Annotated in this window: 13 protein-coding genes; 6 read left to right on the forward strand and 7 right to left on the reverse strand. The window is 38.3% G+C overall.

What is annotated here, in order from left to right; genetic code table 11:
* Nucleotides 1-81 precede the first annotated feature (81 nt).
* Nucleotides 82-558: a DUF7832 domain-containing protein gene (locus V6R21_RS15995; RefSeq protein ID WP_334244637.1), complete on the reverse strand. Its 477-nt coding sequence runs from the start codon at nt 556-558 to the stop codon at nt 82-84.
* Nucleotides 559-858: 300 nt separating this feature from the next.
* Here V6R21_RS15995 and V6R21_RS16000 point away from each other — a divergent pair, with 300 nt between their 5' ends.
* The 3 genes from V6R21_RS16000 (at nt 859) to V6R21_RS16010 (ending at nt 5462) form a co-directional block, all read left to right on the forward strand.
* A complete protein-coding gene (locus V6R21_RS16000; RefSeq protein WP_334244638.1) occupies nt 859-3270 on the forward strand; it encodes a TonB-dependent receptor in 2412 nt (803 codons plus the stop codon).
* A gap of 138 nt (nt 3271-3408) precedes the next feature.
* Entirely contained in the window at nt 3409-4587 is a 1179-nt protein-coding gene (locus tag V6R21_RS16005) for an NTP transferase domain-containing protein (protein WP_334244932.1), read from the forward strand.
* 251 nt (nt 4588-4838) lie between these two features.
* Complete coding sequence (locus V6R21_RS16010) at nt 4839-5462, forward strand: bifunctional nuclease family protein (RefSeq protein ID WP_334244639.1); 624 nt, start codon at nt 4839-4841, stop codon at nt 5460-5462.
* A gap of 59 nt (nt 5463-5521) precedes the next feature.
* Here V6R21_RS16010 and V6R21_RS16015 read toward each other — a convergent pair whose 3' ends face one another.
* The 3 genes from V6R21_RS16015 to V6R21_RS16025 all read right to left on the reverse strand — a co-directional run bounded on the left by V6R21_RS16015 (nt 5522) and on the right by V6R21_RS16025 (nt 6517).
* Nucleotides 5522-6034 (reverse strand): Fur family transcriptional regulator, encoded by a 513-nt coding sequence (locus V6R21_RS16015; protein WP_334244640.1) that lies wholly within the window; start codon nt 6032-6034, stop codon nt 5522-5524.
* Between the two features lie 28 nt (nt 6035-6062).
* Nucleotides 6063-6188: a hypothetical protein gene (locus V6R21_RS16020; RefSeq protein ID WP_334244641.1), complete on the reverse strand. Its 126-nt coding sequence runs from the start codon at nt 6186-6188 to the stop codon at nt 6063-6065.
* A gap of 140 nt (nt 6189-6328) precedes the next feature.
* Nucleotides 6329-6517, reverse strand: coding sequence for a hypothetical protein (locus V6R21_RS16025; RefSeq protein ID WP_334244642.1), 189 nt, complete (start codon nt 6515-6517; stop codon nt 6329-6331).
* Nucleotides 6518-6818: 301 nt separating this feature from the next.
* Between V6R21_RS16025 and V6R21_RS16030 the strand changes: the two genes are divergently transcribed.
* Nucleotides 6819-7310 carry a low molecular weight protein-tyrosine-phosphatase gene (locus V6R21_RS16030; RefSeq protein ID WP_334244643.1) on the forward strand — a complete coding sequence of 164 codons (492 nt, stop codon included), beginning with the start codon at nt 6819-6821 and terminating at the stop codon, nt 7308-7310.
* 83 nt (nt 7311-7393) lie between these two features.
* A complete protein-coding gene (locus tag V6R21_RS16035; RefSeq protein ID WP_334244644.1) occupies nt 7394-8302 on the forward strand; it encodes an N-acetylmuramoyl-L-alanine amidase in 909 nt (302 codons plus the stop codon).
* A gap of 41 nt (nt 8303-8343) precedes the next feature.
* On the opposite strand, the gene aroB is transcribed toward V6R21_RS16035, so the two are convergent.
* Both aroB and V6R21_RS16045 read right to left on the reverse strand, forming a co-directional pair.
* Entirely contained in the window at nt 8344-9375 is a 1032-nt protein-coding gene (aroB, locus tag V6R21_RS16040) for a 3-dehydroquinate synthase (RefSeq protein WP_334244645.1), read from the reverse strand.
* Between the two features lie 91 nt (nt 9376-9466).
* Complete coding sequence (locus V6R21_RS16045) at nt 9467-10561, reverse strand: bifunctional 3-deoxy-7-phosphoheptulonate synthase/chorismate mutase type II (protein WP_334244646.1); 1095 nt, start codon at nt 10559-10561, stop codon at nt 9467-9469.
* A gap of 541 nt (nt 10562-11102) precedes the next feature.
* On the opposite strand from V6R21_RS16045, the gene V6R21_RS16050 reads away from it, so the two are divergent.
* Nucleotides 11103-12143, forward strand: coding sequence for an NAD(P)H-dependent glycerol-3-phosphate dehydrogenase (locus tag V6R21_RS16050; RefSeq protein WP_334244647.1), 1041 nt, complete (start codon nt 11103-11105; stop codon nt 12141-12143).
* An 11-nt stretch (nt 12144-12154) separates the two neighbouring features.
* Here the strand turns inward: V6R21_RS16050 and V6R21_RS16055 are convergent, their stop codons facing one another.
* Nucleotides 12155-12844 carry an SOS response-associated peptidase gene (locus V6R21_RS16055; RefSeq protein WP_334244648.1) on the reverse strand — a complete coding sequence of 230 codons (690 nt, stop codon included), beginning with the start codon at nt 12842-12844 and terminating at the stop codon, nt 12155-12157.
* Nucleotides 12845-12853 lie beyond the last annotated feature (9 nt).

Here is a 12853-nt window from a genome sequence, read left to right on the forward strand (position 1 = left end):
TAGGAGTAAGTAACAAAAAAAACCTTCGAAATTAATTCCGAAGGTCTTCATTATATAATCCAATATGGGTAGCAACTTTTCCTAGTTGTCCCAAATATTCATTTTCCAATATGCATAACGCTCATTGATAATAGACTGCACCTTTTCAAAGTTTTCCCAGTTATCCTGTACTTTAAAGATGCTTTCCTCATTATCTCCTCCAAGCGTCTGATGGAAGTCTTTCATATACATTCCGCTTTCGTAATAATAGGTAGTGAATGCATTTCCCTCAGGCATACTAAACTGATCTGAAGAAATAATCCCGTCCCAAAGTTCTCCTACAATTACGCAGCTAAGGTCTCTGTTCTTAAATCGAAAAATTTGTACACCGAACTCATCTTCGAAGTCTTCACTGTAAAGTGAATTCTCAATTATCCATCCAAGGTATACCCCAATATGTAAATAGGCTTGGTCCAAGTGTATTTCTGAAGATGCAAACTCTTTAAGGAAGTATTGCTTTGCATCATCGATTATCTTTACCTCATTATACAATGAAGCATTAGTGTTTTCTTGTTCCATTATTTATTATGGTTTAGCTTTTTAGCAATGTATCATCCTACAACACTTTCAACGTTGCAAAATAGTAATATTCTTGAATCACTAAAAATAGTTTCACCTATATAACAGGCAGAATACTATTCATAGTATAATTTTTATACGTATCAACTTCGTCTTTTATTCTACAAAACATTACATTGCTAGACAGATTTATTTCCTGACTAACGCACATAAGTGCTAAAACGTGTGGATACAACCCTGATTTTAAGTCAGCTAAACATAAAGACCTTCAATTAAAAAATTATATCATATTCACCAACAATGAGATTAATTACAGCTAATACTTTCATTTTTTTCCTATTTATTCTGTTTTCCGTTGAATCATTTGCCCAAAAAGCAACTATAAGAGGTATTGTAACGGATGCGAATGGAACAGGAATTCCTCATGCCACTGTAATGGTGGAAAACCTTGAAAAGGTTAGCTACATTACCAATGAAGCTGGTGCTTATATCCTTACAATACCGGCTGACAAACCAATTGACCTAATCTTCAAACATGTTCAGTTCCTACCTGAAAGGACAACAATAGTCCTTGCTCCCAATGAAATTCGGGTTTTGGATATTTCCTTCAAGGACAAGGTCACAGAGTTGAGCGAAGTAGCCGTTACAGGACAGAAACTCCCAGAAGCAAGACAGGAAGCTGGTACCATCAAAGTTTCTCCCAATACCTTAAAGTCAATTCCTACACCATTTGGGGACTTTAACCAACAGCTGATCTCTGGTGGCGCTTTGGGTATCTCAGGGAACAGTGAATTGTCTTCTGCCTATTCGGTAAGAGGTGGAAGTTTTGATGAAAACCTCGTTTATGTAAACAATATTCAAATTTACAGACCTTTTTTGGTCAGAGCAGGACAACAGGAAGGTCTTAGTTTTGTTAACTCCGAAATGGTCCAATCTGTAGCATTTTCGTCTGGCGGATGGCAACCTAAATATGGAGACAAGCTGTCATCAGTGCTTAACATCAACTACAAAACACCTAAACAGTTTGGTGCATCGCTGAATGCCTCACTACTTGGAGGAGGCTTACAAGTAGAAGGAGCTTCAAAAAACCAAAAGTTCACTTATGTAACTGGTCTCAGATACAAGACCTCTGAATACTTACTGAATACACTAGAAACAGATGGACAATACCTTCCTAGATTTGGCGACATCCAAACATACCTTCAGTATGACTTAAGCCGAAATGGGGAAAGAAACAAAACAGTGCTTGGGGTTTTGGCTTCCTATGCTTCAAACAGGTACAAAGTAGTTCCTGAAACCCGAACAACTCGATTTGGAACATTTCAGGATGTGAAAAACCTGACAGTAGCTTTTGATGGTAGGGAAAATATGGACTATGATACTTTTCAGGGAGGTCTAAAGCTGTCTCACCGCTTTGCTGACAACTTCAACTCAGATTTTATAGTATCTGTATTGAATACCAGCGAGAGAGAAAATATTGATCTGGAAGGAGGTTATAGAATTTGTGACGTTGATAACAATCCTTCGTCATCTACTTTTAATCAATGTGTATTGGTTACTGGTATCGGAACACAATACCATTATGCCCGAAACGCTCTTGATGCAGAAATCTATTCCGCAGAGAACCGAAATAAGTGGCACCTCAAAGACAATATGACATTGGAGTTTGGAATGCGGGTCGATCATGAAAAAATAAATGACACTTTACATGAATACGAGTTCCTTGACTCAGCTGACTATGTGATTGAGTTAACACCATTATTAAGCAGCCACAATACACTTGACAGCTACAGGTACAGCGCCTACTTGCAGAACAGTGTATCATTGGGAGATTCGCAAACCTTAACCTTTGGAGCCAGAACCAATTACTGGAGTGTCAACAAACAATGGTTATTTAGTCCAAGAGTTCAATATTCTGTAAAGCCGGAATGGGAAAAGGATATCATTCTGAGTATGTCGGCAGGGCTGTATCACCAGCCACCATTCTACAGAGAAATGCGAGACTTTCAGGGTAATTTGAATACGGACCTGAAAGCACAGTCGTCAGCCCACATAATTGCAGGACTTGACTATAACTTTGAAAAGTGGGGACGCCCTTTCAAGCTTATCTCAGAAGTCTATTACAAATACCTATGGAATGTTGTTCCATATGACGTTGATGACCTTCGCTTGAGGTATTATGCCACAAACAGTGCTGTTGCTTATGCGACAGGACTTGACCTTAGATTAAGCGGTGAGTTTATTCCTGATACGGAATCATGGATGAGCTTGAGTATCATGTCAACAAAAGAAGACTTGGAAGAGGACAGTAAAGGTTATATCAGACGTCCAACAGACCAAAGAGTAACATTCACCCTGTTTTTTAGAGACCACTTACCAAATAACCCAACCATGCAAATGCATTTTAGGTTACTTTACGGATCGGGTCTTCCATTTGGACCACCCAATAACCTGAACCAACGAAATATATTAAGCTCAGGCACAGATTATAAAAGAGTGGACATTGGTTTCAGTAAACATATTGACTTTGGTGGGGACTCAGAAAAAAGCATCATCAAAGACCTTTCAATTGGGCTAGAAATCCTCAATGTCATCGGCAGTAAGAATAACATATCATATACTTGGATCAAGGACTTCAACAATATCCAGTATGCGGTACCCAACAGTCTTTCACAAAGATTTTTTAATGTCAGAATGCTTTTAAGACACTAAAAAAAATCTTACTTTATATTATGACAATGAAGAACTGAGGGCGTGTATATTAGAAAAAGTACATGCCCACTTATTAGACTATCATACTCTCTCTTAAACGATTAGACTAAATTCCATTAAACTATTTTCTTTTTGCCTATGTACACAAGACCTATCATAAGTAAGTCTTCTCCCGTTAGACGCGGAAGATTTGGAAGAAATGAGATAGCCATCATAGGAACAACCTGTCAGGAAGTGAAGGCTTTAGCCTTTGAACTGACACACTCTTTCTTTTCTGGCTATAAGGTTGGCTATGTGGATGCTGACCATTTCAGTTCTGAACTTGAAAAGGAACTAGGTTCTGATTCAAATTCAGCACTTTCACATGGAGCTTGCACTGAGTTCTACGATAAGATCACATTTACAAGACTTGATTTCAGGAAATCCTTCAATAACTATGAGTTAAAACTACTCTTCAATGATAAAGACCTCGTATTTGTAAATGGCAACCATTTTAAAGCTACACAACAAATACTTGTTCTGGACCCTGAAAAGTTAGAGAAGCTACCTTCAAAGCTACACAAGATTACGAACGTCAAGGCAATTTTATTAAAAGATGGTGTTAGTGAAATCCCAAAATTTATAGAAAACCATATTGGCAGCAGCATTCAGCATATTCCTGTACTCAATTGGGAGAATCTGTATGGTATTCGTAAAATAATTGAAGAGCTGATCAATACGAATAAGCCTCCGCTCAATGGATTGGTACTTGCAGGCGGTTTGAGTAAAAGAATGGGTGGAAAAGACAAAACAAAGCTCAACTTTCATGGCAGATCACAAAGAGAACATGTATTTCATCTGCTAGACGACATTTGTGATAATACTTATATGTCTTGTCGTAAGGAGCAGGCCAAAGAATTCAAAGGTAAATACCCATACATCACCGACAGCTTTCTTGGACTGGGACCTTTGGGAGCTTTACTTTCAGCTCACCGAGAACACCCTGACTGCTCTTGGCTAGTGGTTGCTTCTGATTTACCTTTTGTTTGTCAGGAAGCATTGAAGTATCTCATTTCACACAGAAATGAATCGGCATTGGCTACTGCCTTCAGTCACCCAACAAGTGGACTGCCAGAACCTCTGTTGACCATTTGGGAACCACAAAGCTATATGACACTATTGTTATACATGTCCCAAGGGCTTAATAACCTCTCTGAGATATTAATGAACTGTCAAATTGAGCAACTTAAAACACCAGTTCCTGAGGTATTAGCAAATGTAGATACTCCTGATGAATTGGATGAAGTAATTCGGATGCTTAGCAACGATATATCATAACAATTACTGCCTTGTCTCCACACATAGGCAAGGCAGCACTCAACCACTGTTCACTGATAAATGCTATTTTTAGGTTGGGTTTATAAGATAAAATTCAAATTACAAACCAGCATTTCTCCTACCTGATCTACCTCTTAATCAGAGTCTTAATATTCCTTTTTATTTTACAATAAATTTTTCGGTAACACTAAGATTCGTTATTTTCTGTTTAATCATTACTTTTGTAGGGGAAAACAAATAAAGGCGATAAATTGGATAAGGTAAGACTTGAAATATTAGGGCTTTCAGCCAGTCATTCAACTCACGGTTCTTTTGCGTTGGTGCTCGGAGAAACTTCTGGGAAAAGACGTTTACCAATCATCATTGGGATGTTTGAAGCTCAGGCAATTGCGCTTGAAATTGAAAAAATCACTTCCAATAGACCGATGACACATGACCTTTTTAAGGCATTTGCTAATAACTTTCAGATTGAGATAAAAGAAGTAATTATCTCAGATTTGAAAGAAGGCGTATTCTATGCGACTATGGTATGTGTAGACAAGGATGGGAACGTGATCAAAATGGATGCAAGACCTTCAGATGCTATTGCAATTGGGATTCGCTTTAAGGCGCCTATTTTTGCCACTGAGTCAATTCTGAATGAGGCAGGGATCAAAATTGATGACCTGTATGAAGAGGAAAATGAGGAAGAAGACGAAATCTCTCTAGACTCAGACGAAGATGAAGCACTGATGGAACTGATGCAAGAAAAAGATGAAAGTGAGTTATCTACCATTCCAGTTGACAAGCTGCATGACATGATGAATGCAGCGATTGAAGCAGAAGACTACGAAAGAGCTGCTCAAATTAGAGACGAAATCAACAAACGTTCATAAAAAGAAAAGCCTCGAAGATTAAACTTCGAGGCTTTTTTATGTCCTTTTCTAAACAAGATTTACGCTTCTTCTTTCCCCTCTTCAGCAGTGATTTTTTTCACTTTCTTGCCTTCACATTCATCATTTCTGCAAACGCCATAAAAGTTCAGTGAGTGGTCATCTATATCGAAATCATAGATTTCCTCAACCATCTGTTTGATTTTCTGAATTCTAGGGTCACAGAACTCAAGAATCTTATGGCACTCACGACAAATTAAATGGTCATGCTGCCTGTAACCGTATGCCTTCTCGTATAGAGCAAGGTTCTGACCAAATTGGTGTCTGGTAATCAAACCACACTCCAACAAGAGGTCAAGCGTATTATAAACGGTTGCGCGGCTTACCCTGTAGTTCTTGTTTTTCATATTGATGTAAAGAGACTCTACATCAAAATGACCGCCCCTACTGTAAATCTCCTCCATGATCGCAAAGCGTTCTGGCGTCTTACGTAGTTTCTTTTCCTCAAGGTAACGGACAAAAAGACGCTTGATTTCATCAAATTTCGATTGCGAATTATCCTCTGTGTTATTCATATTTCCTCCTAAATTGTAAAAGGGTTAATTACAAGTCGCCTAAATATTCTTCTGCATCCTGAAGCCAATAAATAAGCCCTTCATCTCCATAGTTGAGTTTCAACTTTCCTTTAAAGGCTACTTCATCCATGCTAAACTTTCTAGGTTTTTTCATGAAAATTGACATCACCGATTCCGGTCCAACATCACTGTTACAAAAGAAACAACTACTAAACGGATATGCTGAAAGCACTAACGAATTATCTTCTGTATCAACAGGAAGCAGAAATCCTTTGATGACAACCTCCTTACCGTCTAAAGCTTTGACAGAAGCAGGAAAAACTGATATTGAATATCCTCCTTAAATTTTTCACTGTATTTAAACTCCCATTCAGTTTTCAGCAATGTCTCCCACACATTGGACTCCTGAGCTTTAGCCTCAAGAGTCAAAAGCGAGACTAACAGAATTGCCAAAAATGAAAATGTAAGCTTCAGTTTATTCATAATTAAATGTTTTACTGATTCCTAAACAGAAAACAGGTGAAACAAAAATTTGTTCTTTGGTAATCCGAAAAGTAAAAATACAAAATACCACATCAACTCCATACATGGCATGGTATTTCCTAAATACTATATCAATATTTTTTCTTAGTAAAATACATTTTATCTTCGAATTCTTAAATGAATAGCGTATTTTGCCTTAGTTAAATACTAATAAGCAAAGCTACAATCAAATTTTCTAAGAATTAAACTGAAATGGAATTAGCGCAATTCATTTCGGGCAAATGATTTTAATACTAGCATAATGAAAGACAAAAAGATCAGTGTACTTTTTGTGTGCCTTGGTAACATTTGCAGATCTCCAATGGCAGAAGGAATATTCAGCAGTCTTGTCCAAGAAAGCAACTTAACCCAGTATTTTGAGATTGACTCAGCTGGTACCAGTGGATGGCACAATGGCGAGCTGGCAGATCCCAACATGAGAGAAACAGCCAACAAACATGGAATCACACTAACTCACAGATCCAGAAAATTTATAGTCAACGACTTTTCAGCATTTGACTATATCATACCAATGGATCAAAGCAACTTAAGAAATATCCGTACACTTTTACCACAAGGTGAAATTCGTTCAGAGATCGAACTGATGAGAGCATTTGACAATGCCAACTCTGGACTTGACGTAGAAGACCCATACGGAATGAGCATGAACGGCTTCGAAAATTGCTACCAAGTACTACTAGAGAGTTGCCAAAACTTATTAGATCATTTGGTAACTGTACACGATATCAAATAGGACTGACTCAAAACTTCCTAAATGGAAGTACTTGAAAATTACTAAAGCTCATCCCATAAAAACAAAGGAGTAACCATTCCGATATGCTAATAAGACTTTTATCCGGTGGTATTTTCCTGTTTTTGTGTTGTTTTCAATTAACCGTATTAGCACAAAAAACAGCCAACAAGCCTTTTGTTCTGGTCATAGACCCTGGACATGGAGGAAAAGATCCTGGTAAACCGAGAGGTTCAACAAACCATTTACACGAAAAAGATGTCAATTTATCTATCGCTCTAAAACTGGGTGAAAAAGTAAGGGCCAATATGCCTGACGCTAAAGTAATCTTCACCCGAAAGACAGATGTTTATATTCCTCTTGAGGAGCGAGTTAATATAGCCAACAATGCCAATGCGGATTTATTTATAAGTATACATTGCAATTCGAACCCGAATAAGTGGATTGCAGGAACAAAGACACATATTCACTCACACGATCATAAGTCTAGCCAGATGCTCGCTTATACAATCGAAGAAGCTTTATCCAGTAAGGGTGGAAGAAAAAGTAGAGGTGTAATGAGTGCCTATGACAGAGGTTACAACCTTTATGTCTTACAAAACACAATGATGCCAAGTGTATTGGTGGAGTGTGGATTCCTGACAAACCCATATGAGCAAACCTTCTTGAATGACAGGATTGGTCAAGTGAAAATTGCCAATGCTCTCAGTCAAGGAATTCAAAAGTTCAGGGAAAATAAGCACCCTTACCAAAGCTCTCCTTTTATCTATAAAGTGCAGGTTTTGGCATCAGACAAGAAAGTTCCTCTTGATTCTGCGGTATTCAGCAAGTTGAATATGCCAGTTGAAGAACATAAAATGCCCGGCAATGGCAGTGAAAAGTATTATTACAAATACATGGTCGGAGAAGAAAAGAACTCTGACCAAGCAACCAAACTCAAACATAAGGTAAGAGACCTTGGATACAAAGATGCTTTTGTCGTTAAGTTCAGGTAATAAAAAAGCCCTTGCATTGTCATATTGCAGGGGCCTTTCTATTATAGACTTCGATAAAAGTCTATACTTTGCTGAATCTCTTCCCAAGTTACAAACTTGTCAAAAACAGCCTCTCCTATTCCAGCCAATAGCGAACAGTTGATTTGTTCTCCTTCGTTTTTCTTGTCTTGCATCAAATAGTCATGCAATTGAGGAATGTCTTCATCATTTAAAGCCACTTTACCATAAACCGACAATAACGCTGAAGAAACTTCTTTCAGTTCTTCCTCAGTCAAGCCAGTATTCTTGGATGAAAGGGAAGCTTCACAAATCATCCCTACTGCTATGGCCTCACCATGCAACAACTTCCTGTTAGGAATGTCCAACAGATAACTCTCTATTGCATGTCCTACTGTATGACCATAATTCAGTATTTTACGAAGTCCCTTTTCTTGAGGGTCACTTTCGACTACACCTTCTTTAATGGCTACAGAATGAGGAATTACTTCTTCCCAATTTTGATCAGAAATTGGTTTTGCAATCAGCTTATTCCATTCTTTAGAATCTGCTATCAGACAATGCTTCAACACTTCCGCATAACCGGAGCGTAACTCCTCAGCAGGTAACGTAGACAGGAATCCACTATGAATCACCACTTTTTCGGGAATCCTAAAGACACCTATATGGTTTTTCAGTTTACCAAAGTCAACTCCTAACTTCCCTCCTACACTTGCATCTACTTGAGAAAGAAGTGTAGTTGGCATCTGCCAAAAGTCAATCCCTCTCTTGAATGTGGCTGCACAGAAACCTCCCATATCTCCGATTACACCTCCACCCAGGTTCAACAAAAAGCTTTTTCTATCAAACCTTAGATCAGTTAAGGATTGCCAAATTTGCTCACAGGTCCCAAGGTGTTTTTGCTCCTCACCACTTTTGATTTCTATAAGATGATGGTCAGGCAGCAGGTCTTTAACGATTGGATAGCAATTGGCTTTAGTGTTTTCATCTACAAGCACTGCCACTTTTTTGTATTGATGTAGTTCTGTAAATGTCTCTTTGGTAAGCTTTTGTTCAAATACAACCCTGTTAAGCATGCTTGATTTAGTTAAGAAAAAAATGATAAATAAAAGTGGTTTGGGAAAGCATATCCCAAACCACCTAATAAAATATTCATTCCTATATCGCTTATTCAGCTCTTTCTGTATTGACAATCTTAGTTTGCAGTCTGATTGACTCATCGTGAATCAACTTGAACATCTGCTCAATGAAAGTCTTGCTCAAACCAAGTTCAGAAGCCAAACCTGGACGCTTTTGGAAAACATCAATCCAACGTTCTGCTTGGAAAACTGTCAGGTTATTGTCGCGTTTGTAACCACCAATTTCTTCCACGACATCCATTCTTGAAGCCAAAGCCTCTATAATTTCCCTATCAATTCTATCGATTTTACCTCTCAAGTCAGACAATTTGTTTTCCTCAATTGGATCACCATCAAGCTTACGCTTCTTGATTTTCACTTCATTAAGGATTTCAGCCAAACGCTGTGGTGTCACCTGCTGACTAGCATCACTCCATGCTTCCTCTGGGTTTCTGTGTACCTCGATCATCAAGCCATCGTAGTCAAGGTCCATAGCTTTCTGAGAAACAGGCAGAATCAGATCTCTTGTACCACCAATGTGGCTAGGATCGCAAAGTAGAGGAATATTTGGAAGCTCTGTCTTAAGTGCGATAGGCAGTTTCCACATTGGAATGTTACGGTATTTTGTTTTTTCGAAAGAAGAGAAACCTCTATGAAGCGCCGCAACTTGAGTAATACCAGCATTGTAAATACGCTCAATTGCTCCCATCCAAAGTGCCAAATCAGGGTTTAGCGGGTTCTTAACGATCACCGGAATATCTACCCCTTTCAAGGCATCAGCAATTTCCTGAACTGTGAACGGGTTCACTGTACTTCTAGCACCGATCCACAATACATCTACATCGTATTTAAGTGCAAGCTCAACGTGTTCAGCATTAGCCACCTCAGTTGTAATAGGCATGCCAAGTTCTTCTTTAACATTCTTGAACCACTGAAGTCCAACTTCACCAACACCTTCAAAAGAGCCAGGTCTTGTTCTTGGTTTCCAGATACCAGCACGAAGCATAGTAATATCAATGTTCTCCTTAATCTGACGGCAAGTTTCCATCAGTTGTTCTTCTGTTTCTGCGCTACAAGGACCTGCAATTGCAATTGGTGTATCACGAACGATGTCCCAGCTTTTTAGTGGCTTGATGTCTTTCATTGTTTTTGAATTTTAGCGGTTTCCGTTGAATAAACACTCACGTGATCGTTTTAAGTCATTGGGTTCACAATTGTTGGATTTTTTTATTCTTCCCAAACAATCAGAGCAACTGAAAAGTGATAAAATAAAAAAGCCTGATTCCTTTCTGTCAAGGAATCAGGCTTTTCTTACTCTTCTACGCTTTTGGTTTAGCATGTACAGTAGCTCCAGCATTCCTTGACAGAACGAGTTCTAAAGTAAAACCAATAAAAATAATATGTCGCGTTGAAGAATTTCATGTATTTCAGAATAAGTATAATATGTCTTTTCGAGTCTCCGTGAATAAATTTCTTAAGCAAATGTATTGAATTTAATTCTATAATTCCAAACCATATTTGAATTTTCCGCAAAAAAATATCACAATATTTACATTCTATTCATTTACATCTGTTTTGATTATCATTCAAAAAACATATCTGAAAGCTCATTTTATATTATTGTTAATATAAAAAAGCTATTTTTGCACTTTCATAAAATTATAAGGGAATAGCAAGAAAAAATTATGAGTACGGAAAACTATTCTACTGATCAGGGTAATCAAATTCAGATCAAGCGGGTAGCTGTCATTGGAGGTGGAAGCTGGGCAACTGCACTGATCAAAATCCTGACAGAAAATGGTGAGACCAATATAAACTGGTGGCTTAGAAATACAGAAGACATTTCCCATATAAGAGCATTCCATTCTAACCCTAGATACCTTAGTTCTGTCAAACTGAATAGTGAACTGGTTCACCCTTTTGAAGACATAAAAGAAGCTGTAAACGGTGTGGATGCCATCCTTTTGGCAGTTCCTGCAGCTTTCATTCAAGAAGCCCTTTCTCCCCTTACAGCTGAAGATTTCAAAGATAAATATGTTATCTCTTCCATCAAGGGTATGATACCTGAGATGAATATTCTGGTTACAGAGTACATAGAAACTCAGTATAATGTGCCTCACAAAAATGTTGGGGTAATTGGCGGTCCATGTCATGCTGAAGAGGTTGCTATGGAGAAGCAAGCATACCTGACTTTGTCTTCTTCAAATAAAAAATATGCTCTAGAGTTGGCTCGTATCATGCGTAACCGCTATATCAATACCACCACTGTTAAAGACCTTTATGGTGTTGAATACTGCGCTGTTATCAAGAATATCATTGCCATTTCATGTGGTATTGCACACGGATTGGGATATGGTGATAACTTTCAGGCTGTATTGGTGTCCAATTCGATGAAAGAAATCAGAAAGTTCCTGAAAGAAGTGTATAAGGTAAAACGTGACTTGACGGCATCTGCTTACCTTGGTGATTTGCTGGTAACCACTTACTCACAGTTTAGCCGTAACCGAACTTTCGGAAATATGATCGGAAGAGGTTATTCTGTAAAAGCTGCACAGCTTGAGATGAATATGATTGCAGAAGGCTATTATGCAGTAAAAGCAATTCATGAAATCGCGAAGCAACATGAAGGGTTGGAAATGCCAATCACAAAGGCAGTTTACCATATTCTTTATGACAGAATCTCACCAATTGTTGAATTCAGAATTCTGAAAGAGCAGTTGAAATAATATTCTAACAGTTAAAAAAGGCTCCCCTGAATACCATGACTTACGTGTTGTATCAGTTCGGGGGAGTCATACTGAACATTCCCTACCTTTTTGCTGACAGTATAAAACTCCATTTCACTTCCATCGAAAATACTGCACAGCTCCTTTCTCTTATTTACAGTAAGTTGATTATCCAACCAAGAGGTTTCGGCAGATGCAGGAAGTATCACTGGCATACGTTCATGCAATGTAGTGAGGTTTTTAGAAGCAGGAACCGTCAGGATAGAGAATGAAAAAAGCGCTTCTCCTGTATGAGACTCCCATTGGTCCCAAATACCGGCCATTGCAAAAAGTGATTGATTTGAGTTGACTATCCTATAAGGAATTTTCTGCCCCCCTTCCTTTTTCCATTCATAATATCCATCGGCAATTACCAAACAGGGTTGAGACAAAAATGCTCGCTTGAATGTCGCCTTTTCATCTACTGTTTCTGTTCGTGCATTGATGGTGGAGAACTTACCTGAAAAATCGTCTTGAGACCAATATGGCACCAAGCCCCAACGGTAATAGCTCAAAGAGGAAGGATCTTGGCTTGATACCACTGGTAAAAACTGTGAAGGCGCTGCATTGTACAGAGGCCGGACTTTCTTGGTTCCGCCTTTTACTTTAAAGCGTTTCTCTATTTGATCTTCAGTTTTTACCAGTGTATATCTGCCACACATATTTTAGAA

The organism is Limibacter armeniacum (assembly GCF_036880985.1).
Classification (GTDB): Bacteria; Bacteroidota; Bacteroidia; order Cytophagales; family Flammeovirgaceae; genus Limibacter; species Limibacter armeniacum.